Here is a 23,370-nt window from a genome sequence, read left to right as displayed (position 1 = left end):
GGCGGGCCCCCCGTCCCGGCCCGCGGGAGGCCCTGAAGCCGGTCGGCACACCGCACCCTGGACAGCAAGGAAGGTTAGGCTAACCTACCTTTGCACCTGTCCGGCGGGCGCTGCGCCCCGTTCGAAAGCGGTCATACCCATGTCCCATGCCCGTGCCATCCACCTCACTCGCCGCGGCCTGCTCGCCGCGGGCGGCGCCATCGGACTCGGCGCCGCCCTCGCGGCCTGCGGGGACGACAAGGGCAAAGGCAGTGGCGGGCCGGCGGCCACCGGGAAGTCCGGCCCCTGGTCCTTCGAGGACGACCGCGGCACGACCGTGAAGCTGGACAGGACCCCCGCGAACATCGTCGCCTTCACCGGCGTCGGCGCCGCGCTCCACGACTACGGCATCCAGGTCAAGGGCGTCTTCGGCCCCACGACGACCAAGGACGGCAAGCCGGATGTGCAGGCCGGCGACATGGACGTCAGCAAGGTGACCGTCCTCGGCAACGCCTGGGGCCAGTTCAACATCGAGAAGTACGCCGCCCTCGCCCCGGACGTGCTGATCAGCACCATGTTCGACGACGCCGGCACCCTCTGGTACGTCCCGGAGGAGTCCGCGAAGAAGATCGGCGCGCTCGCCCCGAGCGTCGGCGTATCCGTCTACGACCGCCCCCTCACCGAGCCCCTCCAGCGGATGTGGGACCTCGCGGCGTCGCTCGGCGCCGACATGAAGGCGCCGAAGGTCACCGCCGCGAAGAAGCGGTTCGAGGAGGCCGCGGCCCGGCTGCGCGCCGCGGCCAAGGCCAGGCCCGACATCAAGGTGATGGCGGGCAGCGCGAGCGACCAGCTCTTCTACGTCTCCGGCACCAACCTCTCCATCGACCTGGAGTACTTCAAGGCGCTCGGCGTGAACTTCGTGGAGCCGCCGGAGAGCGCGAAGAAGCAGGGGGGCGGCTGGTACGAGTCGCTGAGCTGGGAGAACGTCGACAAGTACCAGGCGGACATCATCATGATGGACGACCGGACCTCGGCCATCCAGCCCGCGGACATCACCAAGCCGACCTGGAAGAAGCTGCCGGCGGTGAAGGCGGGTCAGGTGATCTCCCGCTCCCCCGAGCCGATCCTGTCGTACGACAAGTGCGTGCCGCTGCTGACGAGCCTGGCCGAGGCGCTGGAGAAGGCGAAGAAGGTCGGCTGAGCCGGCGCACGGAGCACACCCCAGCCCTGACCCCGCCCCTTCAGGAGCCCGCCCATGACGACAGCCGTCGCCTCCCCCTTCCGGTTCTTCCCCCTCCAGGTCGCGCGGACGCGGCGGCTCGGGCCGACGCTCGTCCGGGTCACCTTCACCGGCGCCACCCTGCACGCCTTCCACTCCGACGGCCGCGACCAGTCGCTCTCCCTCTTCCTGCCGCGCCCCGGGCAGACCGAGCCCGTCGTCCCGCTCGACCTGGACGACGACTGGTCCCGCCGGTGGCGGGAGTTGCCGCAGGACGTGCGGGCCGTGATGCGGTCGTACACCCTGCGGGCCCTGCGCCGGGACCCGGACGAGGTCGACATCGACTTCGCGTTGCACGGCACGGAGCCGGGTGCCCCGACGCCCGCGGGGCCCGCTTCCCGGTGGGCCGCGCGGGCCGTGCCCGGCGACCGGGTGCTGCTGCTCGGACCGGTGGTCGCCGACAACCGGTCGATCCGGTTCCGGCCGCCCGAGGACACCGACCTGGTGGTGATGTGGGGCGACGAGACCGCCGTACCGGCCGCGACCGCCATCCTCGAGTCCCTGCCCGCCGGCACCCCCGTGCGCGCCTGGCTCCAGGTCCCCCGCGCCGGTGACGTCCAGGACGTGCGCACGGACGCCGACGCGCGGATCACCTGGCTGGTACGCGAAACGGGCTCCCCCGACCCGCTCACCGCCCTCCGGGAGGCCCCCCTGGGCGCCGCCGCGCGCCCCTACGTGTGGCTCGCCGGAGAGTCGGGCCAAGTCAAGGCACTGCGCCGCCACTTCGTCGGCGAACGCGGCGTGGACCGGCGCCGGGTGACGTTCGTGGGGTACTGGCGACGGGGCCTGACGGAGGAGGAGCTGCGGGCGGCGGGAGAGTAGCCCACGTCTTTCCCCTGGGCGCTCCCGTACCGGCCCGCCGGGAGACCGTCGGGGGCCCGGGTCAGCGCTGGTCCTCGCCGAGGGCCGCGCGAAGCCAGTCGAGGGAGCCGGTCGCCAGCACGGCGTCCGCGAGCGCCTGTCCGGACTTGGTCGTGATCCGGCCGCGCGAGTTGTCGATCCAGCGCTGTGCGTTCGCGTAGCCCTGGTCTCGGTACTCGATCCCCTGGATCATGCATTCCAGTTTGTCGGCGTCCCGGGCGCAGACGGCTTCCGGGGTGTCCCGGGCCTCGTACGTGCCGATGATCTCCTTCACCGCGTCGGCGACGGCCGCAGGCATGCCGGCGACCTGGTCGCCTGCGATGTCCCGCGGATCGGCTTCCCCATCGGTGTACTTCTTGCCGAGGTGGTTGACGTCACCGGTCCGGGTCTCGCCGGTGTCGTGCCAGACCGCGAGGAGCGCGGCGCGGGCCGGGTCGGCGCCTTCCATCCGCGCGATGATCGAGGCGATCAGCGAGGTCCGCCAGGAGTGTTCGGCCACGGTTTCGGGCTGGCGTACGCCTGCCATCCACCACCCGGTGCGCGCCGTGTGCTTGAGCGTCCCGGCTTCGAACAGGAAATTTGCCACCGGAGAAAGGTCGTCGGACACCTCTGGTCTCCTCTCACGCCTCGGCGAGGCGGATCGCGTAGCGAATGCTCTCCAGCTCCCGCCTGCCACGTGACGAGAGTTCCCCGCCATCCAACATCACCGGCAGACGTTCGCGCAGGGCGCGGGCCGCGGCGCCCGACCGCAGCAGGCCCGGGCGCACCTGGAGCAGCGACCACACGGAGTGGATGTTGAGATCCACGTAATCGTGGTCGGGGGCGATGCCCTCGACGAGGTGGGTGAGGAGTCGGCTCCCGTTCCACGGGCCGAGGGAGTCGTTCGCGATGAAGTCGTCCGACAACTGGGGGATGTTCGTCTCGCCGATCCAATAGGCCCAATAGGCGAGGTTCGCCGCCTCTCCGGCCTCGTCGTCCTGGAGCGCGGTGTCGATGAAGTAGGCCATCCGGTCACGGTCACCCCGGCGCGCCGCGACCGCGGCGACGCTGCGCTCGTTCAGCCACCCCGTCAGCCAGTCGTCAGGGCGCTCGGTGCGCTGCTGCTGAGCGAGCCAGTCCGAGGCGTCGGGCTGCTGGTCGTACCCGGACAGGTAGAGGGCTTGACGCCGTAAGAGGAACTGCCCCGGCCCGCGCGCCTGTTCGGCGGTGCGGCGCATCCGTGCGAAGAACGTGCGCCGCTCGCTCGCGGTCAGTTGGGGACCGGGTGGCGCCGGGCCTCGCCGCGGCCGGACGGGCACCGGCAGCGTGCGGATCGTACGCGGCGGTACGCCGTCGAGCGGCCAGACCAGCACCTCGGCCAGCTCTCGGCGCATGACCATCACACCGAGCAGGTTCTCCTCGATGGGGGCCTCCTCGTCGAGGACGGAGGCCAGGACGACGTCCGCCTCCAGGGCACGTTCGAGGGCGTGCAGCAGCGCGGGCGAGACGCCCATCCGCATCAGCCGGTGCCGAAGGCCGAGCAACTGGCCCACGGGCACGGCCGTCAGGGGGCGTCGGCCGGTCTCCCACCCGGCGATCGTGTCCGTGGCCACCTTCAGGTGATCGGCGGCCTCCTCCTGCGTACGGCCCTGCTGCTCGCGGATCACTCGAAGGACGTAGCCGCTGAGCAGTCCGCAACGAGGCCGCCGAGCCGTACTCGTACCAGCCGTCAGGGTTTGCCGAGCGGTAGGCCGCATGGGAGGTCCAATCCGGGCGGCCCTGGACACCCCACCCGTACTCGCGGTCACTTCAGGGACGCCGCCCGACTTCCTACGGTCGTGGGTGTCCCTGAACCGAGCCTATGAGAAGGCCGCGACCGCATGGGCTCTGTTCTTCACACTCACCACCTGTTGGTGACCCGGTTGGGCAGGAGAGACCGATGGAGACCCTCGTACGAGGCGAGCGGATCACCCCTTGGGGAGCAGGCCGCATGAGGCCGTATCCCGCCGCGGCGGTTCTGCCGGCCGCGAGCATGGTCCTGAACGCCGAGACCCAGACGGCTGACTGGGTGGTACCGGACGGTGTGCCGGTGCCGACGATGGACCGGCACAGGCGGTCCGAGACGTCGAAGGAGACGAGTACGCAGACCAGTCTGGACGGTACTCCGGACCAGGGCAGCGACCAGGCGGGAGACAGCGACTGATGGCCGCGGGCGGGCCGCCGGTCCTCGTCGTCACCCGTCTGGACGACGCGACGGCCGATGAGGTGATCAAGGAGCTGAATCGGCGCCGCGTGCCGGTGATGCGCCTGGACCCTGGGGACTTCCCGAACACGGTCACCTTCGGCGCGGCCTTCGACAGCTGCGGGGTTTCCGGGGGCATGGCCACGCAGACCCGGACCGTCGGCCTGGAGGAAGTGCGCTCGGTGTACTGGCGGCGGCCCACCCCTTACACCGCGGATCTCTCCATGGACGAGCAGACCACCCGGTGGGCCGTGGAAGGGGCCCGCTACGGGCTCGGCGGCACTCTGGCAGCGCTGCCCGGCGCGCATTACGTGAACCACCCCTGGCGGAACCGGGACGCCGAGTACAAACCGGCGCAGTTGGCGATGGCTGCCCGCTGCGGGCTCACCGTGCCGCCGACCCTGGTCACGAACGATGTCGATCAGGCCCGTGCCTTCGTGGACGACCACGGCCCCGTGCTGTACAAACCGTTGCGCGAGACGGAGTTCACCGGCGCTGACGGCCGTGCGCTGACCGTGTGGATCGAGGACGTCCTGACCGACCAGCTCGACGACCGGGTACGGCACACGGCACACCTCTTCCAGCAGCGCGTGCCCAAGATCGCCGACATCCGGCTGACCGCCGTCGGCGAACGGTTGTCAGCCGTCAGGATCGACGGATCACCCGGCGTCGACTGGCGGCGCCACTACGACCGGCTCACCTACGACCTGATCGGCGTTCCGACCGAGGTGGCGCATGGGGTACATGCCTACCTGAGCGCGTTCGGCCTGGTTTTCGGCGCGTTCGACTTCGGCCTGGACCGGGAAGGCCGATGGCACTGGTTCGAGTGCAACCCCAACGGGCAATGGGCCTGGTTCCCCGACCACATCACCTCCCTGATCACCTCCGCCATCGCCGATCAGCTCCAGGACGGAGGCAAGGCATGACCGCCGACTCGGCCCGGCTCCGCCGCGCGCTCGCCTCGTCGTTGTCCGTCGAGGACCCCGCCTGGCGGGACGCCGTGGCGGTCGTCCCCAGGGAACGGTTCCTGGACGACGTCGTGTTCCGCCCGTCCCAGGCCGGGTGGCGGCCGGTGTCCCGTCGGTCGGTGGGCATCGACGAATGGCTTCGCCTCGTGTACGAGGACACCACCTGGGTCACGCAGGTGGACGGCATCGGCGCGGCGCAGGCCGAGGGCCCGATGCCCGGCAAGCCGACCTCGTCCAGCACACTGCCGTCGTTGGTCGTCCGCCTGCCCGATCTGGCAGGGCTGCGCGAGGGTGACAGGGTCCTGGAGATCGGCACCGGAACCGGCTACTCCACGGCCGTTCTCTGCCACCGGCTCGGCGAGAAGAACGTGTACTCGATCGAGTACGACACGCGGCTCGCCGCCACTGCGGCCGAACACCTTCGTGCCGTCGGCTGCGCTCCGACGCTCGTCACCGGTGACGGGCTCGCCGGTTACCGGGACGCCGCCGACTATGACGCGATCGTGGCCACCTGCGCGGTCCGGCACATTCCGCCGGCCTGGCTGTATCAGGTCAAGCCGGGAGGAAGCATCACCACCACGATCAGCGGATGGATGCTGGGTTCCGGGCTGGTCCGGCTCACCGTCGCCGAGGACGGCACGGCATCGGGCCGCTTCGCAGGCGACGAGGTCGGCTTCATGCTCGCCCGCCCGCACGAGCGACCACCCCGGCCCACCTTCCACCAGCGGCCGGGGCGGACTCGCCCGGCACGCCTTGACCCCGGTCTGCTGAACGAGTGGTCCGGACTCTTCGTCGCCCAACTCGCCGCGCCCTCTGCCGAACTCATGACCTCTGGCGACGGCGTGTCCCTCGTGGACGTCGCCACCGGCTCCCAGGCGTGGACGGAACCCGACGGGCACGGGTGGCTCGTGCACCAGCACGGCCCCCTCCACCTGTGGGACGCCGTCGAGGAAGCTCTCACGACCTGGCAGGAAGCCGGGGCGCCCACGATGTCCGCCTTCGGCATGACCGTGGGAGCCGACGGCTCGCAACGCGTCTGGCTCGGCGACGCCACCGGTCCCTGCTGGAACCTGCCCGTTTGAACACCCGGACCTGTCGCACGGCCTTCCGGCGCGGGGCGGGTACCGCTGAACTCCGGCCGGAGCTCGCCCGCTCCGGTGTCGGGTGAGCAAGGCATCCACCGCGCCGATCATGGCCGTTCGTCCGCGCAGACGTATGCCCTGATCCAGAAAAGTTAGGTTAGGCTAACCTCAGTCGAATCCACCGCACCGGAGGACACCCCCATGCGCTCCCACCTGCTCAATGGCCTCACCGCGGAGCACTACCGCCGCTCCGTGACCGAAGGAGTCGAGCGGGTGGCGGAGAAACTCGCCGGCACCGAACGGCCGTTCAGCGGTGTCACGCCGGACGCGCTCGCGTCCCGTGTCGACGCCGTCGACCTGGACCGGCCGCTCGGCGACACCGCGGCCGTGCTGGACGAGTTGGAGGACGTCTACCTGAAGGACGCGGTCTACTTCCACCACCCCCGCTATCTCGCCCACCTCAACTGCCCGGTCGTCATCCCGGCGGTGCTCGGCGAGGCGGTGCTCTCCGCGGTCAACTCCTCGCTGGACACCTGGGACCAGTCGGCCGGCGGCACCCTCATCGAGCGCAAGCTGATCGACTGGACGGCCGGGCGGATCGGGCTCGGACCGGCCGCGGACGGGGTCTTCACGTCCGGCGGCTCCCAGTCCAACCTCCAGGCGCTGCTGCTGGCCCGGGAGGAGGCCAAGAGCCACGACCCGGCGAAGCTGCGGATCCTCGCCTCCGAGGCCGGCCACTTCAGTGTGCAGAAGTCGGCGAAACTGCTGGGGCTCGGCGAGGACGCGGTCCTCACCGTGCCCGTCGACCGCGACAAGCGGATGCGGACCGTCGCCCTCGCCGGCGAACTGGAGCGCTGCCGCCGTGCGGGCCTGGTGCCGATGGCGGTCGTCGCCACCGCCGGCACCACCGACTTCGGCTCCATCGACCCGCTGCCCCGAATCGCCGAGCTGTGCGATCGGTACGGGGTGTGGCTGCACGTGGACGCCGCCTACGGCTGCGGGCTGCTCGCCTCCCGGAAGTACCGGCACCGCATCGACGGCATCGAGCGCGCCGACTCGGTCACCGTCGACTACCACAAGTCCTTCTTCCAGCCGGTGAGTTCGTCCGCCGTGCTGGTCCGCGACGGCGCCACCCTGCGGCACGCCACCTACCACGCCGACTACCTCAACCCGCGCGCGACGGTGCGCGAGCGCATCCCCAACCAGGTCGACAAGTCCCTCCAGACCACCCGCCGGTTCGACGCCCTCAAACTGTGGCTGACCCTGCGCACCATGGGCGCCGACGGCATCGGCGAACTCTTCGACGAGGTCTGCGACCTGGCCGTGGCGGGGTGGCGGCTGCTGGCCGCCGACCCGCGGTTCGAGGTGGTGGTCGAACCGGCCCTGTCCACCCTGGTCTTCCGCTGGGTCCCGGCCGCCGTCACCGACCCGGCCGAGACCGACCGCGCCAACCTCCACGCCCGTAAGGCCCTGTTCGCCTCCGGTGAGGCCGTGGTCGCGGGCACCAAGGTCGGCGGCCGCCACTACCTGAAGTTCACCCTCCTCAACCCCGAGACGACCCCCGCCGACATCGCCGCCGTCCTCGATCTGATCGCCGGCCACGCCGAGCAGTACCTGGGAGAATCCCTTGACCGCGCTTCCTGAAGCCAGCCGCGTCCACGACCTCGTGGGAATCGGCCTCGGCCCCTTCAACCTCGGTCTCGCCTGCCTCACCGAGCCGATCGACGCGCTGGACGCCGTCTTCCTGGAGTCCAAGCCCGGCTTCGAGTGGCACGCCGGGATGTTCCTGGACGGCGCCCACCTCCAGACCCCGTTCATGTCGGACCTGGTCACCCTGGCCGACCCGACCTCGCCGTACTCCTTCCTCAACTACCTGAAGCAGAAGGGCAGGCTGTACTCCTTCTACATCCGGGAGAACTTCTATCCGCTGCGGGTGGAGTACGACGACTACTGCCGCTGGGCCGCGGGCCGGCTGAGCAGCGTCCGGTTCGGCACCACGGTCACCGAGGTGTCGTACGACGAGGAGGGCGAGCTGTACCTCGTGCGCACCGCCGCCGGGGAGACGTACCGTGCCCGGCACCTCGTCCTCGGCACGGGCACGGTGCCCCACCTCCCCGAGGCCTGCCGCGGCCTCGGCGGGGACCTGCTGCACACCTCCGCTTACATGCACCGCAGGGCGGAGCTGCGCGAGAAGAGGTCCATCACGATCGTCGGCAGCGGGCAGAGCGCGGCGGAGATCTACTACGAGCTGCTGTCCGAGATCGACGTCCACGGCTACCAGCTCAACTGGGTCACCCGCTCCCCGCGGTTCTTCCCGCTGGAGTACACCAAGCTGACGCTGGAGATGACCTCACCGGACTACATCGACTACTTCCGCGCGCTGCCCGAGGAGACCCGCTACCGGCTGGAGAAGCAGCAGAAGGGCCTGTTCAAGGGCATCAACTCGGAGCTGATCGACGCGATCTTCGACCTGCTGTACCAGAAGGACGTGGCGAGCGGGGACCGGCCGCTGCCGACCCGGCTGCTCACCAACTCCTCCCTGGTGAGCGCCCGTTACGACGACGGCGGCTACACCCTCGGCTTCCGCCAGGACGAGCAGGGCAAGGACTTCGAGATCCGCAGCGAGGGCCTGGTGCTGGCCACCGGCTACCACTACGAGCCGCCGGCCTTCCTCGCCCCGCTCCGCGACCGGCTGCGCTTCGACGGCCACGGCCGCTTCGACGTCGCCCGCAACTACAGCATCGACGTCACGGGCCGCGGCGTCTTCCTCCAGAACGCCGGCGTCCACACCCACAGCATCACCAGCCCCGACCTCGGCATGGGCCCGTACCGCAACGCGACCATCATCCGCGAACTGCTCGGCAGTGAGCACTACCCGGTCGAGAAGTCCATCGCCTTCCAGGAGTTCGCCGTATGACCGACACAGACTTCGGCTTCCGTCCCGTCGATCCGCGCGAGGACGCCGCGCTGCTGCACTCCTGGATCACCCACCCCAAGGCCGCCTTCTGGATGATGCAGGACGCCCGGCGAGCGGACATCGAGCGCGTGTACACGGAGATAGCCGCCGACGAGCACCAGGAGGCCCTCCTCGGGCTGCGCGGCGAGCGGCCCGTCTTCCTCATGGAGAGGTACGACCCGGCGCACCGGGAACTGGTCGGCCTCTACGACGCGCGCCCCGGTGACATCGGGATGCACTTCCTGACCCCGGCGACCGACACGCCCGAGCACGGCTTCACCCGGGCCGTCCTCACCGCCGTCATGGCCCGGCTGTTCGAGGATCCGGCGGTGCGGCGCGTCGTCGTCGAGCCGGACGTGCGCAACACGGCGGTGCACGCGCTGAACGCGGCCGTCGGCTTCGTGGCCGAGCGGGAGATCCGCAAGCCGGAGAAGCGGGCCCTGCTGAGCTTCTGCACCCGCGAGCAGTTCACCCGGGCGGTGGCCCGATGACCCCCGCACAGGCCGTGGCCCATCTGTCCCCCGAGCGCTGGGCGACCGCCAACCGGCTGCTGATCCGCAAGGCGCTCGCCGAGTTCGCGCACGAGCGCCTGATCGGCCCCGAGGAGGACGGCGAGGGGTACGTCGTGCGCGGCGACGACGGGCTCACCACGTACCGGTTCACCGCCGTGCGCCGCGCCCTGGACCACTGGCAGATCGACGCCGGCTCGATCACCCGCCACCGCGACGGCCGCGAACTCCCGCTCGCCGCACTGGACTTCTTCATCGAGCTGAAGGACTCCCTGGGGCTGAGCGACGAGATACTGCCGGTCTACCTGGAGGAGATCTCCTCCACCCTGGCCGGCACCTGCTACAAGCTCACCAAGCCCCGTGTCACGGCGGCCGAGCTGGCCGCGAGCGGCTTCCAGGCGATCGAGACGGGGATGACCGAGGGCCACCCCTGCTTCGTCGCCAACAACGGACGGCTCGGGTTCGGCGTCGACGAGTACCTGTCGTACGCCCCGGAGACCGCGCATCCGATCCGCCTGGTGTGGCTGGCCGCGCACCGCTCGCGGGCCGCGTTCACGGCGGGGGCCGGGATCGAGTACGAGGGGTTCGTCCGCGGCGAGCTGGGCGCGGCGACCGTCGAGCGGTTCCACCGGACGCTGACCGCGCAGGGCCTCGACCCCGCCGACTACCTCTTCCTGCCGGTCCACCCCTGGCAGTGGTGGAACAAGCTGTCGGTCACCTTCGCCGCGGAGATCGCCCGGCGCCACCTCGTCTGCCTCGGCGAGGGCGACGACGAATACCTCGCCCAGCAGTCCATCCGGACCTTCTTCAACACCAGCGACCCGCACAAGCACTACGTGAAGACGGCCCTGTCCGTGCTCAACATGGGCTTCATGCGCGGGCTTTCGGCCGCCTACATGGAGGCCACCCCGGCCATCAACGACTGGCTCGCCCGGCTGATCGATGGCGACCCGGTGCTGAAGGGCACCGGCCTGACGATCATCCGGGAGCGGGCCGCCGTCGGCTACCGGCACCTGGAGTACGAGCGGGCCACCGACCGCCACTCCCCCTACCGCAAGATGCTGGCCGCGCTGTGGCGGGAGAGCCCGGTGCCCTCGCTCGACGACGGCGAGTCGCTCGCCACGATGGCCTCCCTGCTGCACGTGGACCACGAGGGCGCCTCCTTCGCGGGCGCGCTGATCGAGCGGTCCGGGCTGGCACCGGCCGACTGGCTGGCGGCGTACCTGCGGGCGTACTACGTCCCGCTGCTGCACAGCTTCTACGCCTACGGCCTGGCGTTCATGCCGCACGGCGAGAACACCATCCTGGTGCTGCGGGACGGTGTCGTGCGGCGGGCGGTGTACAAGGACATCGCCGAGGAGATCGTGGTGATGGACCCGGACACGCCGCTGCCGCCGGAGGTGGCACGGATCCGCGCCGACGTCCCCGAGGACGAGCGGCTGCTGTCGGTCTTCACCGATGTCTTCGACTGCTTCTTCCGCTTCCTCGCCGCCCTCCTCGCCGCCGAGGGCGTCCTCACGGAGGACGAGTTCTGGCGGACGGTCGCGCGGACCACCCGCGCCTACCAGGAGGCGAACCCCGAACTGGCCGACCGGTTCCGGCGGTACGACGTGTTCGCGCCCGAGTTCGCGCTGTCCTGCCTCAACCGGCTCCAGCTGCGCGACAACCGGCAGATGGTGGACCTCGCCGACCCGTCGGGGGCGCTCCAGCTGGTGGGCACCCTGAGGAACCCCATCGCCGGGTTCTGAGGCCCGGGGGCCGCGAGGAACCCAGGGACGGGCGGGCGCCCCGGAGTACGGTCCTCCGGGGCGCCCGCCATCCTCCGTCTCAGCTCGTGGGCCAGGGCACCTGCGGTGACTTGTAGTAGCGGATGCCGAGGGCGTCCCAGCGCGGAGCCTGGGCGGCCAGGCGCACCTTGTAGGTGTCCCAGTCGTGGGTGGCCGCCGGCGACCAGCCCAGCTCGGCCGCGCCCGGCAGCCGCGGGAAGGCCATGTACTCGATGTCGGCGGACGTCTTCAGGGTCTCCGACCACAGGGGCGCCTCGACGCCCCTGACCGCCGACGCCGGCGCGCCCGGCAGATAGGCGCCGGGGTCCCAGTCGTACGACCTGCGCACCTCGACCAGGCCCGCCCAGGTGAGGCCGAGCCTGGTGTCCTTGGTGTACTTCATGTCCAGGTAGACCCGGTCGGCCGGGGACAGGATCAGCCCGGTGCCGTTGCGGGCGGCCCGTGCGACCTGTTCCTTCTCGGCCGCGCCGGTGCCGTCCAGGCCCCAGTACTGGGCGAGGGCGCCCTTGGCGGGGTGGGCGCCCGTGAGCTGGTGCCAGCCGATGACCGTCTTGCCGTACTTGGCGACGACCGGCTGCACCCGGTCCATGAACGTCACGTAGTCGGTGTGGCTGGTGGAGTGCGCCTCGTCGCCGCCGATGTGCAGGTAGCGGCCCGGGGTGAGCGCGGCCAGCTCCCGCACCACGTCGTCGACGAAGGTGTAGGTGACGTCCTTGGAGACGCACAGCGAGCTGAAGCCGACGCTGGTGCCGGTGTAGCGCGGGGGTGCCACGCCGTCGCAGTTGAGCCGGGCGTACGAGGCGAGGGCCGCGTTGGTGTGGCCGGGCATGTCGATCTCCGGGACGACCTCCACGTAGCGGGAGGCGGCGTAGGAGACGATCTGCCGGTACTGCGCCTTGGTGTAGTAGCCGCCCTTGCCGCCGCCGACCTCGGTGGCGCCGCCGTAGGCCGACAGGCGCGGCCAGGAGTCGACGGCGATGCGCCAGCCCTGGTCGTCGCTGAGGTGCAGATGCAGCTCGTTGATCTTGTACAGCGCGAGTTCGTCGATGTACCGCTTCACCTGGCCGACGCCGAAGAAGTGCCGGGAGACGTCCAGCATGGCGCCGCGGTAGGCGTAGCGGGGCCGGTCCTCGATGGTGCCGCCGGCGATCCGCCAGCTGCGCCGGCTCACCGACTTCTTCTCCACGGCGGGGGGAAGCAGCTGACGCAGCGTCTGCACACCGTGGAAGAGTCCGGCCGGGGTGTCCGCGGTGAGGGTGACGCCGTCGGGGCCGCTGTGCAGCCGGTAGCCCTCGGCGCCCAGGCCGCTCTTGGCCAGGTGGAGCCGGATGCCGCCGCCGTGGTCGGTGAGCGGCAGCGGATAGCCGGTGGAGGGCCGCAGGATGCCGGTGAGATAGGCGCCGACGCGGCGGACCTCGGCCGAGTCGTCGACCCGGACGGCGGTGCCCCGGGTGATGCGGTACGGCGCTCCGCCGGGGGTGACGGAGGCGGGGGCCGGGACAACCCGGTCCAGGGGGACGGGGGCCGCGGCGCGGGCGCCCGCGGTGGCGGCGCGCGCCTCGGGCGCGGTGGGGGCGGCGCCGAGGGCGAAGGCGCCGGCCGCCGCGACGAGCAGCAGCGAACCGAGAACGCGGCCGGTTCGGGGAGTCGAGCTGTGGTTCCGTCTCACATGCGCTCCCTTCGTATCTGGTCGAGACCACTCTCCCGCAGATCCGGTGAAACAATCCCTCTATGGCGGAAATCATCCAGAAGGACGGCACCTGGATCTTCGACGGCGACGCCCTGCGGCTCACTCCGGGCCGGGACAAGTCGGTCGGGCTGCTGCGCCGGGAACTCGGCGAACTCGTGGTCCCGCTCGGCGCGTTGGCCTCCGTCTCCGTCGAGCAGGGCAGGAAGTCGGGGTGGCTGAGGCTGCGGCTGCGCGAGGGCGCCGACCCCCTGCTCCGGGCGACCGGCGGCCGGCTCGGCGAGGCCGACGACCCCTACCGGCTGACCGTGCAGCCCGACCGGTACGGCGTCGCCGAGTACTTCGCGGACGAGGTGCGCAACGCCCTGCTGCTGGAGGGGATTTCCCCCGAGCCGGTCTCCGGCTATCTGCTGCCGGGCCCGCCGCTGCCGGTGTCCGCGTCCGCCGGGGACGGCAGCGCGCACTTCGACGGGGAGCGGGTGCGGCTGGAGTGGAACTGGAAGACCGAAAACGTCAAGGCCGAGACCGGCACCCGGACCCTCCCGCTCGCCGACATCCTCGGTGTGGAGTGGCGGCCCGCGTCCGGGCTGGAGAACGGGCACCTGCGGTTCGTGGTGCGGGGCACCCCGGTCACCGCGCGGGCCAAGTACGACCCGAACGCCGTGGAGCTGTGGGGCTTCCGCAAGGACCCGCTGATGGCGCTGGTGGCCGCCGCCGTACAGGCACGGCTGCCGCACCCCTCGGCGCCGGGGTCCGCCGGCCGCCGCGAGGAGCTGCCCGCGCCGCGGCGGACGCCGCCGCCGGAGCAGGGACCCGCACCGGAGCAGGGGGCCGCCGAGGACACCCACGACGCGCTGCTGCGCCGGCTGCGGGAGCTGGGCGAGCTGCGCCGTGACGGGGTGCTGACCGAGGAGGAGTTCACGCTGGCCAAGCGGGCGGTGCTGGACAAGATGTGAGGTGAGCCACAGGCGATGGGCGGGACTCCGCGGCCCCGCCCGGCCGGTGGCTGCCCGATATCGGGCAGGATTCTTGCGAAACCGTCTCCGGTGCCCGAGGATCTACCGGGTGCACGACGAACTCGTAGATCATCTGATGCGGTCCACGCCCTTGGCCAGGGGCGAGGCGCTGCGGGTGATCCAGGACGTGCTCGCCTATTTCGACGAGTCGACGGAGGACTTCGTCCGTCGCCGCCACCGCGAGCTCCAGGCCCAGGGCCTGGTGAACGCGGAGATCTTCGAACGGATCGGGGCGGACCTCAGATATCGAGCGGTGGCACCGCCCGAGCTGACGCTCAGGCAGCTGCGCCGCATCGTCTACGGCTAGGAATACCTGTATATGTGCGGAATTGTCGGTTACATCGGGAAGCGTGACGTCGCCCCCCTCCTCCTGGAGGGCCTCCAGCGGCTGGAGTACCGCGGGTACGACTCCGCGGGCGTCGTCGTCACCTCCCCGAAGACGCCCGGCCTGAAGATGGTCAAGGCCAAGGGCCGGGTGCGCGACCTGGAGGCGAAGATCCCGGCGCGCTTCAAGGGCACCACCGGCATCGCCCACACCCGCTGGGCCACCCACGGCGCCCCCTCCGACGTGAACGCCCACCCGCACATGTCGGCCGACAACAAGGTCGCCGTCGTCCACAACGGCATCATCGACAACGCCGCCGACCTGCGCCGCAAGCTGGAGGCGGACGGCGTCGAGTTCCTCTCCGAGACCGACACCGAGGTCCTCACCCACCTCATCGCCCGCTCGACCGCCGAGAAGCTGGAGGACAAGGTCCGCCAGGCGGTCCGGCTGATCGAGGGCACGTACGGCATCGCCGTGCTGCACGCCGACTTCCCCGACCGGATCGTGGTGGCCCGCAACGGCTCCCCGGTCGTCCTCGGCATCGGCGAGAAGGAGATGTTCGTCGCCTCCGACATCGCCGCCCTGGTCATGCACACCCGTCAGATAGTGACCCTGGACGACGGCGAGATGGCCACCCTCAAGGCCGACGACTTCCGCACCTACACCACCGAGGGCACCCGCACCACGAGCGAGCCCACCACGGTGGAGTGGGAGGCCGAGTCGTACGACATGGGCGGCCACGACACCTACATGCACAAGGAGATCTTCGAGCAGGCCGACGCGGTCGACCGCGTGCTGCGCGGCCGGATCGACGACCGGTTCTCCACCGTGCACCTCGGCGGGCTCAACCTGGGCGCCCGCGAGGCCCGGCAGATCCGCCGGGTGAAGATCCTCGGCTGCGGCACCTCGTACCACGCGGGCATGATCGGCGCCCAGATGATCGAGGAGCTGGCCCGCATCCCCGCCGACGCCGAGCCGGCCTCCGAGTTCCGCTACCGCAACGCGGTCGTGGACCCCGACACCCTGTACGTCGCCGTCTCCCAGTCCGGCGAGACGTACGACGTCCTCGCCGCCGTGCAGGAGCTCAAGCGCAAGGGCGCGCGGGTCTTCGGCGTCGTCAACGTGGTCGGTTCGGCGATCGCGCGCGAGGCGGACGCCGGCATCTACGTGCACGCGGGCCCCGAGGTCTGCGTCGTGTCGACCAAGTGCTTCACCAACACCACGGTCGCCTTCGCCCTGCTCGCCCTGCACCTGGGCCGCACCCGCGACCTCTCGGTGCGCGACGGCAAGCGGATCATCGAGGGCCTGCGCAAGCTGCCCGGGCAGATCACCGAGATCCTCAAGCAGGAGGAGCAGATCAAGGAGCTGGCCGAGCTGTACGCCGACGCCCGCTCGATGCTCTTCATCGGCCGGGTCCGCGGCTACCCGGTCGCCCGCGAGGCCTCCCTCAAGCTGAAGGAGGTCTCCTACATCCACGCCGAGGCCTACCCGGCCTCCGAGCTGAAGCACGGCCCGCTGGCGCTGATCGAGCCGGCCCTGCCGACGGTCGCGATCGTCCCCGACGACGACCTGCTGGAGAAGAACCGCGCCGCGCTGGAGGAGATCAAGGCCCGCGAGGGCAAGATCCTCGCGGTGGCCCACCAGCACCAGGAGAAGGCCGACCAGACCATCGTGGTGCCCAAGAACGAGGACGAGCTCGACCCGATCCTGATGGGCATCCCGCTCCAGCTCCTCGCCTACCACACGGCGAAGGCCCTCGGCCGGGACATCGACAAGCCGAGGAACCTGGCGAAGTCGGTGACGGTCGAGTAGCGGACCGGAAGGGACCCCCGTGCGCGGCGCACGGGGGTCCTTCCCGTGTCAGGGGATGACGATCACCGGCCGCCGCGCCCGGCGGGCGAGCCGCCCCGCGACGGAGCCGAAGATCCGGCCCACGATGCCCTGGGTGGAGCCGACGACGATCGCGTCCGCCTCGTACTCCCGCCCCACCTCTTCGAGTTCGTGGCAGATGTCCCCGCCGCGCTCGACCAGGATCCACGGCACCTCGGAGAGGTAGTCCGCGCAGGCCAGTTCGAGACCGAGGACCTCCGTGCGGTGGTCCGGTACGTCCACGAAGACCGGGGGCTCGCAGCCCGCCCACACGGTGGTCGGCAACCGGTTGGCGACGTGCACGATGATCAGGCCGGAGTGGGAGCGGTGGGCCATGCCTATCGCATAGGCGAGGGCGCGCTCACTGGAGGTGGAGCCGTCGAAGCCGACGACGACCCCGTGCCGGAAGGCTGGATCGCAGGATTGGCGTGACTCGTCCGCCGCCAGGGGATCGGCCGCCGTGGGATCGGCGACCGGCCGCTTGCGGTCCGCGGGTTCGAAGAATTCGTGACCGGCCATGGCTGTCTCGGCGTTGTGATCCTTTATGGGATGGACGACAGTGTGCAGCGGAGCTGTCCGGGAAACATCTTCCCCACCCCATACCCCCAAGGGTACGGCGGCACGCCTCCCGAGCCCAGATCCCTTGCACGCTCCGTAAGCGCTCCCCCGACGTCCGCAGGGGTTCACCGGAGCATGCACGAGCCGCGCCCGTAACGCAATGCTCGCTGCCCCGTACAGGCGGTTTGCACGGGATTCACAGCCGCACGGCCGGTGACCGACCGGTCGGACGGGCGTTGAAGGGGGTGAGCCACCGCCACAGCGAGCCACGAGGCGCCACAGGGAGTACGAGATGCCCGGTCCCCGGACCGACGAGGAGCCCGCCGCGCCGGACAGCGCGAGCGAGCTGATCCGCTGGGCCGCCTTCAGCTGCGTCCTCGTCCCCGTGGTCCTGGTCTGGTACGGCACCTCGCTGGCCGGGGCCACGGGCACCGCGCTGGGCCTGGCCGCCGTCACCGCCGTCTGCCGGCTGCTGCTGCGCCGCTCGGAGCGAGGTGCGCGGGGTGCGCGGGGCACCCGGGGCGCACGGGCGGGCCGGGGTGTGCGAGGGTGCCGGCGGGCGCGGGGAGCGCGCGGCGCGCGGCGGGGTGCCGACGGCGCCGGCGGGGGCCACGGGCGCGGTGCCCGGCACGGGGGCGCACGCGGGGCGGACCGTTCCGGCGTGCAAAGAGGCGGACGTCACACCCGGGAGCGGACACCGGTCGACTGACCGGTTTCCACGCTTCCAAGCGCTTCTTTTCAGCCAACTTCCGGTTCTCGCCCAAAGGTGCTCCTGACCACCCCTCAACCCCCGTTCCACCTGCACGGAAAGGGTCTGCGGGGCGCTGCGCACCCTACGCGCTTTGGCCACTGCCACGAGGCGCACTTCCCTGCACGGCTCGCGAGTGCAACCCTTCGTGATCGAATGCTTCACGCCAAGTTGTCATGTCGACAATGTGCCGCATTTGGAACTGGTCACCGTGTGTTCGCGGGACCCAGTAGATTCGATCTTGACTGTCTTACGGCGGGGGACTCGTGCAGGACCGAGGGGAAACGTGCAGGAGCGACACAACCGAGGAGCCGCGACCACCGAGGGGGGCTTAGCAGTATGAGCCACGACTCCACTGCCGCGCCGGAAGCCGCCGTCCGGAAGCTGTCCGGGCGTCGCCGCAAGGAGATCGTCGCGGTGCTGCTGTTCAGCGGCGGCCCCATCTTCGAGAGTTCCATACCGCTGTCGGTGTTCGGGATCGACCGCCAGGACGCCGGGGTGCCGCGCTACCGGCTGCTGGTGTGCGGCGGTGAGGAAGGACCCCTGCGGACCACGGGGGGCCTCGAACTCACCGCGCCGCACGGGCTGGAGGCGATCTCCCGCGCCGGCACCGTCGTCGTACCGGCCTGGCGCTCGATCACCGCGCCGCCGCCGGAGGAGGCGCTCGACGCACTGCGCCGGGCGCACGAGGAAGGCGCCCGCATCGTGGGGCTGTGCACCGGCGCGTTCGTGCTGGCGGCGGCCGGACTGCTGGACGGCCGCCCGGCGACCACCCACTGGATGTACGCGCCGACGCTGGCCAAGCGCTATCCGTCGGTGCACGTCGATCCGCGGGAGCTGTTCGTCGACGACGGCGACGTGCTCACCAGCGCGGGTACGGCGGCCGGAATCGATCTCTGTCTTCATATCGTGCGCACGGACCACGGCAACGAGGCGGCCGGCGCGCTCGCCCGGCGCCTGGTGGTCCCGCCGCGCCGGTCCGGCGGTCAGGAGCGCTACCTCGACCGGTCTTTACCGGAGGAGATCGGCGCCGACCCGCTCGCCGAGGTTGTCGCCTGGGCGCTGGAGCACCTCCACGAGCAGTTCGACGTGGAGACGCTGGCGGCCCGCGCGTACATGAGCCGCCGTACGTTCGACCGCCGGTTCCGCTCGCTCACCGGCAGCGCGCCGTTGCAGTGGCTGATCACCCAGCGGGTGCTCCAGGCGCAGCGGCTGCTGGAGACGTCGGACTACTCGGTGGACGAGGTGGCCGGGCGCTGCGGGTTCCGCTCGCCGGTCGCGCTGCGCGGGCACTTCCGCCGCCAGCTGGGCTCCTCGCCGGCCGCGTACCGGGCCGCCTACCGGGCCCGCCGGCCGCAGGGCGACAAGCCGGGTGAGCCGGAGGCGGTCGGCGCGCAGCCGCCGTCCGGTCAGCCGATGCCGCCCCCGGGCCTGCCGGGCCCCGGCCCGATGGGCTCGGTGCTGCACCCGGAGCGGGACAGCGGGGTGCCGATCCAGAGCCGGCGCACGGCGGCGGCCGGGGCGGTGACGCTGCTCCCCGGGCCGCGCGCCGGAAGCTGACGGGTCCCGACGGTCGGGGAGCGGGGGCGGAGTCTTCGGGCTCCGCCCCCGCTCCCCTCCCCCGGCTCCCCGGCGGTTCTCCCCCGCGGCCGTCCTCTCGTCCGCGGCCGGTACCGACGCGGGGCATCCCAAACGCTCAGGTCCGCCTTAGGGTGGTCGCATGAACGATCGCATGGTGTGGATCGACTGCGAGATGACCGGCCTCTCGCTGTCCGACGACGCTCTCATCGAGGTGGCCGCCCTCGTCACCGACTCCGAGCTGAACGTACTCGGCGAGGGGGTGGACATCGTCATCCGCCCGCCGGAGCGGGCGCTGGAGACGATGCCGGAGGTGGTGCGTCAGATGCACACCGCGTCCGGGCTGCTCGCCGAGCTCCCGAACGGCACGACGCTCCAGGACGCCGAGGAGCAGGTCCTGGCGTACATCAAGGAGCACGTGAAGGAGCCGGGCAAGGCTCCGCTGTGCGGCAACTCGGTCGGCACCGACCGCGGCTTCCTGCTGCGGGACATGCCGACGCTGGAGGACTGGCTGCACTACCGGATCGTGGACGTCTCCTCGATCAAGGAGCTGGCCCGCCGCTGGTACCCGCGGGCGTACTTCAACAGCCCGGAGAAGAACGGCAACCACCGGGCCCTCGCCGACATCCGCGAGTCGATCGCCGAGCTGCGCTACTACCGCGAGGCCATCTTCGTGCCGCAGCCCGGGCCCGACTCGGACACGGCGCGGACAATCGCGGCCAGGCACGTGGTGCCGGCGAAGTAGTACGTCCGGGGGCCGTGGGGGGTGCGGCGCGAAAACCTGTGCGCGAGCACCCCTTCGGACCCTGTAGACTTCTTCTCGGCCGGTCGGGGAAACGACAAGTTCCCACACCAGTCGTGGTGGGTGTAGCTCAGCTGGTAGAGCACCTGGTTGTGGTCCAGGATGTCGCGGGTTCGAGTCCCGTCACTCACCCTGAACGATCAGCCGGTGATTCCGTCGCACGACGGGATCACCGGCTGTTTCGCGTTCGGCCCCCGCGTTCCGCCGGACGGCGGCGCGAGACCACGGCCCGCTCGACGGCGATCACCTCGCGGCCGGGGCTCTCGTCGCACCGCGTCCACGGCGGGAGATCCGCCGGATCGTCCGCCGGCCCGTCCCGCGTCGCCCGCCGGCAGCGCGCGAGAGCACGTCCCGCGACCCGGCCGCGGCCGCTCACGCCCGCGCGGGCCCGACCGCCTGCGGCGCCCGCTCAGGACGACGCCCGCGGCACCAGTTCCGTCGGCAGCACCGTGTGCCGCTGCCGCGGGCCGCTGCCGCCGGCCACCTCGGCCTGGAGCAGGCTGATCATGGTCCGGCCCATCTGCTCGATGGGCTGGCGGACGCTGGTGAGGGGCGGGTCCATGTGGCGGGCGATGGCGGAGTCGTCGTAGCCGACCAGGGCGACGTCGTCGGGGATGCGGCGGCCCTCCTCGCGCAGCACCTGGCGGGCGCCGGCCGCCGTCACGTCCGAGCCGGCGAAGACCGCGTCCAGGTCGGGGCGGCGCGACAGCAGGGCGGACATGGCCCGGCGGCCGCCCTCCTCGGTGAAGTCGCCGGGTTCGACGAGGAGTTCGTCCGGCTCCTGGCCGGCCGCGCGCAGGGCGTCGCGGTAGCCGTCGACGCGGCGCTGGGCGCCGTACACGTCCGGGCGTCCGGTGATGTGGGCGATCCGGGTACGCCCCCGGGACAGCAGGTGCTCCACGGCCGCGCGGGCGCCGCCGTAGTTGTCCGAATCCACCGAGGTGAGCGTCTCCGCGGCCGAGCGCGGGCCGCTGATCACCGCCGGGATCTCCAGCTGGGCCAGCAGGTCGGGCAGCGGGTCGTCGGCGTGCACGGAGACCAGCAGGACGCCGTCCACCCGGTGGGCCGCCAGGTACTGGGCCAGCCGCCGCCGTTCCCGGTCGCTGCCCGCGAAGATGAGCAGCAACTGCGTCTCGGTCTCGGCCAGTTCGGCGCCCACCCCGTGCAGCATGTCGGAGAAGTACGGCTCGGCGAAGAACCGGGTCTCCGGCTCGGGCACCACCAGGGCGATGGCGTCGGTGCGGTTGGCGGCCAGGGCGCGGGCCGCGGTGTTGGGGACGTAACCGAGTTCGGCGACCGCCGCCTCCACCGCGGCGCGGGTCGCGTCGCTGACCCGGGGCGAGCCGTTGATCACGCGCGAGACCGTGCCGCGGCCGACTCCGGCCCGCGCGGCGACCTCCTCCAGGGTCGGCCGCCGGCCGCCCCGGCCCCGTCCACCGTTGACCGCCATGGTCGCGCCTCCCGTTCGCCGCCCTCAGGCCAGGAATGTAACAGCAGGGGCGGATCCGCCCCCGCGCCCATCGTCCCTCGCCGGGCCGGCTCCGTCGCCCCTCGCCCCCCGGGAACGCGCAGGGGCGCGGCCGGTATCACGGCCGCGCCCCTCGGGCCCGTGGTCGCTCAGGCCCCCGTCCGGTTCACCGGCCGGCCGGCAGCGCGTTGTCGCGGATCACGCCGGCGTACCAGTGGGCGCTCGCCTTGGGGATGCGGCGCTGGGTGGGGTAGTCGACGTAGACGGCGCCGAAGCGCTTCGAATAGCCGTAGGACCACTCGAAGTTGTCCAGCAGGGACCACAGGAAGTAGCCGCGCACGTCCGCTCCGTCGGCGATGGCCCGGTGCACCGCCTCCAGGTGGCCGTGCAGATAGGCGATGCGCTGCGGGTCCTCGACCCGGCCCTCGGGGGAGGCGTAGTCGTCGAAGGCGGCCCCGTTCTCGGTGACCATCAGCGGCAGCTGCGGGTGCGAGGCCGCGAGCCCGGTCAGCAGGGTGTGCAGCCCGTCGGCGTCGATGGCCCAGTTCATCGCGGTCAGCTGATCGTTGGCGAGGTGGAAGGCGACGTCGTCGCAGCCGGTCCACGGGGAGTGCTCGCTGGCGCCGTGGCCGTCGTTCTTGGTGGTACCGGTGCCCTCGGCGGCCAGGGACACCACGGTGGGCGAGTAGTAGTTGACGCCGAGCACGTCGATCGGCCGGGAGATCTCCGCCAGGTCGCCGTCGTGCACCAGCTCGGACCAGTCGACGAGGTGCGCGGTGTCGGCGAGCAGGTCCTCGGGGTAGGCGCCGTCCAGGACCGGGCCGGTGAAGATCCGGTTGCCGACCGCGTCGATGCGGCGCGCGGCCTCGGCGTCGGCCGCGCTGTCGGTCAGCGGGCGCACCTGGTGCAGGTTGAGGGTGAGGGAGACCTGCGCGGACGACGGCAGGACCGAGCGCAGCGCCCCGACGGCCTTGCCGTGCGCGAGGTTGAGGTGGTGCGCGGCGCGCAGGGTGGCGGCCGGGTCGGTGCGGCCGGGCGCGTGCACGCCGGAGCCGTAGCCGAGGAAGGCGCTGCACCACGGTTCGTTGAGGGTGGTCCACACGCCGACCCGGTCGCCGAGGGCGCGGGCCATGATCTCGGCGTACTCGGCGAACCGGTGCGCGGTGTCCCGGTGCGGCCAGCCGCCGACGTCCTCCAGCTCCTGCGGCAGGTCCCAGTGGTACAGGGTGGCGACCGGTGTGATGCCCGCTTCGAGCAGCTCGTCGGTGAGCCTGCGGTAGAAGTCCAGGCCGCGCTCGACGGCGGGGCCGCGGCCGGTGGGCTGCACCCGGGACCAGGAGATGGAGAACCGGTACGCCTTGAGGCCGAGGTCCTTCATCAGCGCGACGTCGTCGCGGTAGCGGTGGTAGTGGTCGGCGGCGATGTCACCGGTGTCGCCGTTGCGGACCTTGCCGGGGGTGTGGCTGAAGGTGTCCCAGATGGAGGGGGTGCGGCCGTCCTCGGCGGCGGCCCCCTCCACCTGGTAGGCGGCGGTGGCGGCACCCCAGACGAAGCCCGGCGGGAACGAGGTGCTCGACGCCTGCTGGGCACTGGTCTCGGGTCGTACGGCGGTCATGGTGAGAGCGCTCCCAAAGGTGGCGTGAGGAAGGGTACGGACGGTGGCCCGGCGGTGCGGGA

21 protein-coding genes and 1 tRNA gene are annotated in these 23,370 nt (G+C 71.5%); 16 read left to right on the top strand and 6 right to left on the bottom strand.

Features of this window, described 5'->3' with window-relative positions:
- Positions 1–139 precede the first annotated feature (139 nt).
- Complete coding sequence (locus HZZ00_RS04280) at positions 140–1,180, top strand: ABC transporter substrate-binding protein (protein WP_180330952.1); 1,041 nt, start codon at positions 140–142, stop codon at positions 1,178–1,180.
- Positions 1,181–1,234: 54 nt separating this feature from the next.
- Positions 1,235–2,080 carry a siderophore-interacting protein gene (locus HZZ00_RS04275; RefSeq protein WP_180330951.1) on the top strand — a complete coding sequence of 282 codons (846 nt, stop codon included), beginning with the start codon at positions 1,235–1,237 and terminating at the stop codon, positions 2,078–2,080.
- A gap of 61 nt (positions 2,081–2,141) precedes the next feature.
- Here the strand turns inward: HZZ00_RS04275 and HZZ00_RS04270 are convergent, their stop codons facing one another.
- Positions 2,142–2,726 (bottom strand): HD family hydrolase, encoded by a 585-nt coding sequence (locus tag HZZ00_RS04270; RefSeq protein WP_180330950.1) that lies wholly within the window; start codon positions 2,724–2,726, stop codon positions 2,142–2,144.
- 13 nt (positions 2,727–2,739) lie between these two features.
- A complete protein-coding gene (locus HZZ00_RS04265; protein WP_180330949.1) occupies positions 2,740–3,855 on the bottom strand; it encodes a helix-turn-helix transcriptional regulator in 1,116 nt (371 codons plus the stop codon).
- Positions 3,856–4,088: 233 nt separating this feature from the next.
- Between HZZ00_RS04265 and tgmA the strand changes: the two genes are divergently transcribed.
- The 7 genes from tgmA to HZZ00_RS04230 all read left to right on the top strand — a co-directional run bounded on the left by tgmA (position 4,089) and on the right by HZZ00_RS04230 (position 11,603).
- On the top strand, positions 4,089–4,301 hold the full coding sequence (gene tgmA / locus HZZ00_RS04260) for a putative ATP-grasp-modified RiPP (RefSeq protein ID WP_257585651.1): 213 nt from the start codon (positions 4,089–4,091) through the stop codon (positions 4,299–4,301).
- Complete coding sequence (gene tgmB, locus HZZ00_RS04255; RefSeq protein WP_180330947.1) at positions 4,301–5,266, top strand: ATP-grasp ribosomal peptide maturase; 966 nt, start codon at positions 4,301–4,303, stop codon at positions 5,264–5,266. The genes tgmA and tgmB overlap by 1 nt, the downstream gene beginning before the upstream one ends.
- Positions 5,263–6,390: an ATP-grasp peptide maturase system methyltransferase gene (gene tgmC / locus HZZ00_RS04250; RefSeq protein ID WP_180330946.1), complete on the top strand. Its 1,128-nt coding sequence runs from the start codon at positions 5,263–5,265 to the stop codon at positions 6,388–6,390. The genes tgmB and tgmC overlap by 4 nt, the downstream gene beginning before the upstream one ends.
- Before the next feature lie 201 nt (positions 6,391–6,591).
- On the top strand, positions 6,592–8,034 hold the full coding sequence (locus HZZ00_RS04245; RefSeq protein ID WP_180330945.1) for an aspartate aminotransferase family protein: 1,443 nt from the start codon (positions 6,592–6,594) through the stop codon (positions 8,032–8,034).
- Positions 8,018–9,307, top strand: a complete 1,290-nt coding sequence (locus HZZ00_RS04240) for a lysine N(6)-hydroxylase/L-ornithine N(5)-oxygenase family protein (RefSeq protein ID WP_180330944.1) — start codon at positions 8,018–8,020, stop codon at positions 9,305–9,307. The genes HZZ00_RS04245 and HZZ00_RS04240 overlap by 17 nt, the downstream gene beginning before the upstream one ends.
- The gene (locus HZZ00_RS04235) at positions 9,304–9,837 is read left to right on the top strand and encodes a GNAT family N-acetyltransferase (protein ID WP_180330943.1); all 534 of its coding nucleotides are present in this window, start codon (positions 9,304–9,306) and stop codon (positions 9,835–9,837) included. Before HZZ00_RS04240 ends, HZZ00_RS04235 begins: the two co-directional genes overlap by 4 nt.
- On the top strand, positions 9,834–11,603 hold the full coding sequence (locus tag HZZ00_RS04230; protein WP_180330942.1) for an IucA/IucC family siderophore biosynthesis protein: 1,770 nt from the start codon (positions 9,834–9,836) through the stop codon (positions 11,601–11,603). Before HZZ00_RS04235 ends, HZZ00_RS04230 begins: the two co-directional genes overlap by 4 nt.
- Before the next feature lie 79 nt (positions 11,604–11,682).
- Here HZZ00_RS04230 and HZZ00_RS04225 read toward each other — a convergent pair whose 3' ends face one another.
- Positions 11,683–13,311 carry a beta-N-acetylhexosaminidase gene (locus HZZ00_RS04225; RefSeq protein WP_180330941.1) on the bottom strand — a complete coding sequence of 543 codons (1,629 nt, stop codon included), beginning with the start codon at positions 13,309–13,311 and terminating at the stop codon, positions 11,683–11,685.
- Positions 13,312–13,373: 62 nt separating this feature from the next.
- On the opposite strand from HZZ00_RS04225, the gene HZZ00_RS04220 reads away from it, so the two are divergent.
- From HZZ00_RS04220 to glmS, 3 genes are all read left to right on the top strand, one after another.
- Positions 13,374–14,285 carry a DUF4429 domain-containing protein gene (locus tag HZZ00_RS04220; RefSeq protein WP_180330940.1) on the top strand — a complete coding sequence of 304 codons (912 nt, stop codon included), beginning with the start codon at positions 13,374–13,376 and terminating at the stop codon, positions 14,283–14,285.
- A gap of 109 nt (positions 14,286–14,394) precedes the next feature.
- A complete protein-coding gene (locus HZZ00_RS04215) occupies positions 14,395–14,652 on the top strand; it encodes a hypothetical protein (RefSeq protein WP_070027392.1) in 258 nt (85 codons plus the stop codon).
- Positions 14,653–14,664: 12 nt separating this feature from the next.
- On the top strand, positions 14,665–16,482 hold the full coding sequence (gene glmS / locus HZZ00_RS04210) for a glutamine--fructose-6-phosphate transaminase (isomerizing) (protein ID WP_180330939.1): 1,818 nt from the start codon (positions 14,665–14,667) through the stop codon (positions 16,480–16,482).
- A 48-nt stretch (positions 16,483–16,530) separates the two neighbouring features.
- On the opposite strand, the gene HZZ00_RS04205 is transcribed toward glmS, so the two are convergent.
- Positions 16,531–17,058, bottom strand: coding sequence for a universal stress protein (locus tag HZZ00_RS04205; protein ID WP_070027390.1), 528 nt, complete (start codon positions 17,056–17,058; stop codon positions 16,531–16,533).
- Positions 17,059–17,389: 331 nt separating this feature from the next.
- Here HZZ00_RS04205 and HZZ00_RS04200 point away from each other — a divergent pair, with 331 nt between their 5' ends.
- The 4 genes from HZZ00_RS04200 (at position 17,390) to HZZ00_RS04185 (ending at position 20,357) form a co-directional block, all read left to right on the top strand.
- Positions 17,390–17,806 (top strand): hypothetical protein, encoded by a 417-nt coding sequence (locus HZZ00_RS04200; protein WP_180330938.1) that lies wholly within the window; start codon positions 17,390–17,392, stop codon positions 17,804–17,806.
- A 378-nt stretch (positions 17,807–18,184) separates the two neighbouring features.
- Complete coding sequence (locus HZZ00_RS04195) at positions 18,185–19,405, top strand: helix-turn-helix domain-containing protein (protein WP_180330937.1); 1,221 nt, start codon at positions 18,185–18,187, stop codon at positions 19,403–19,405.
- A gap of 160 nt (positions 19,406–19,565) precedes the next feature.
- Positions 19,566–20,168: an oligoribonuclease gene (orn, locus tag HZZ00_RS04190; RefSeq protein ID WP_180330936.1), complete on the top strand. Its 603-nt coding sequence runs from the start codon at positions 19,566–19,568 to the stop codon at positions 20,166–20,168.
- A gap of 116 nt (positions 20,169–20,284) precedes the next feature.
- Positions 20,285–20,357: transfer RNA gene (locus tag HZZ00_RS04185), tRNA-His, on the top strand.
- A 277-nt stretch (positions 20,358–20,634) separates the two neighbouring features.
- Here HZZ00_RS04185 and HZZ00_RS04180 read toward each other — a convergent pair.
- Together HZZ00_RS04180 and HZZ00_RS04175 are read right to left on the bottom strand one after the other, a co-directional pair.
- Positions 20,635–21,675 (bottom strand): LacI family DNA-binding transcriptional regulator, encoded by a 1,041-nt coding sequence (locus HZZ00_RS04180; protein WP_180330935.1) that lies wholly within the window; start codon positions 21,673–21,675, stop codon positions 20,635–20,637.
- Positions 21,676–21,859: 184 nt separating this feature from the next.
- Positions 21,860–23,308, bottom strand: a complete 1,449-nt coding sequence (locus tag HZZ00_RS04175; protein ID WP_180330934.1) for a GH1 family beta-glucosidase — start codon at positions 23,306–23,308, stop codon at positions 21,860–21,862.
- Positions 23,309–23,370: the final 62 nt, after the last annotated feature.

The organism is Streptomyces sp. NEAU-sy36 (assembly GCF_013423905.1).
GTDB classification, from domain to species: Bacteria; Actinomycetota; Actinomycetes; order Streptomycetales; family Streptomycetaceae; genus Streptomyces; species Streptomyces misionensis.
This window is presented reverse-complemented; position numbering and strand designations above follow the sequence as displayed.

Bases quoted from the DNA above. Each gene is read 5' to 3' on its own strand.
- HZZ00_RS04235 (WP_180330943.1), top strand. From the start codon at position 9,304: ATGACCGACACAGACTTCGGCTTCCGTCCCGTCGATCCGCGCGAGGAC.
- HZZ00_RS04195 (WP_180330937.1), top strand. From the start codon at position 18,185: ATGAGCCACGACTCCACTGCCGCGCCGGAAGCCGCCGTCCGGAAGCTG.
- HZZ00_RS04175 (WP_180330934.1), bottom strand. From the start codon at position 23,308: ATGACCGCCGTACGACCCGAGACCAGTGCCCAGCAGGCGTCGAGCACC.
- HZZ00_RS04265 (WP_180330949.1), bottom strand. From the start codon at position 3,855: ATGCGGCCTACCGCTCGGCAAACCCTGACGGCTGGTACGAGTACGGCT.
- HZZ00_RS04220 (WP_180330940.1), top strand. From the start codon at position 13,374: ATGGCGGAAATCATCCAGAAGGACGGCACCTGGATCTTCGACGGCGAC.
- tgmB (WP_180330947.1), top strand. From the start codon at position 4,301: ATGGCCGCGGGCGGGCCGCCGGTCCTCGTCGTCACCCGTCTGGACGAC.
- HZZ00_RS04275 (WP_180330951.1), top strand. From the start codon at position 1,235: ATGACGACAGCCGTCGCCTCCCCCTTCCGGTTCTTCCCCCTCCAGGTC.
- HZZ00_RS04205 (WP_070027390.1), bottom strand. From the start codon at position 17,058: ATGGCCGGTCACGAATTCTTCGAACCCGCGGACCGCAAGCGGCCGGTC.
- HZZ00_RS04280 (WP_180330952.1), top strand. From the start codon at position 140: ATGTCCCATGCCCGTGCCATCCACCTCACTCGCCGCGGCCTGCTCGCC.
- HZZ00_RS04180 (WP_180330935.1), bottom strand. From the start codon at position 21,675: ATGGCGGTCAACGGTGGACGGGGCCGGGGCGGCCGGCGGCCGACCCTG.
- HZZ00_RS04245 (WP_180330945.1), top strand. From the start codon at position 6,592: ATGCGCTCCCACCTGCTCAATGGCCTCACCGCGGAGCACTACCGCCGC.
- glmS (WP_180330939.1), top strand. From the start codon at position 14,665: ATGTGCGGAATTGTCGGTTACATCGGGAAGCGTGACGTCGCCCCCCTC.
- HZZ00_RS04230 (WP_180330942.1), top strand. From the start codon at position 9,834: ATGACCCCCGCACAGGCCGTGGCCCATCTGTCCCCCGAGCGCTGGGCG.
- tgmA (WP_257585651.1), top strand. From the start codon at position 4,089: ATGAGGCCGTATCCCGCCGCGGCGGTTCTGCCGGCCGCGAGCATGGTC.
- orn (WP_180330936.1), top strand. From the start codon at position 19,566: ATGAACGATCGCATGGTGTGGATCGACTGCGAGATGACCGGCCTCTCG.
- tgmC (WP_180330946.1), top strand. From the start codon at position 5,263: ATGACCGCCGACTCGGCCCGGCTCCGCCGCGCGCTCGCCTCGTCGTTG.
- HZZ00_RS04200 (WP_180330938.1), top strand. From the start codon at position 17,390: ATGCCCGGTCCCCGGACCGACGAGGAGCCCGCCGCGCCGGACAGCGCG.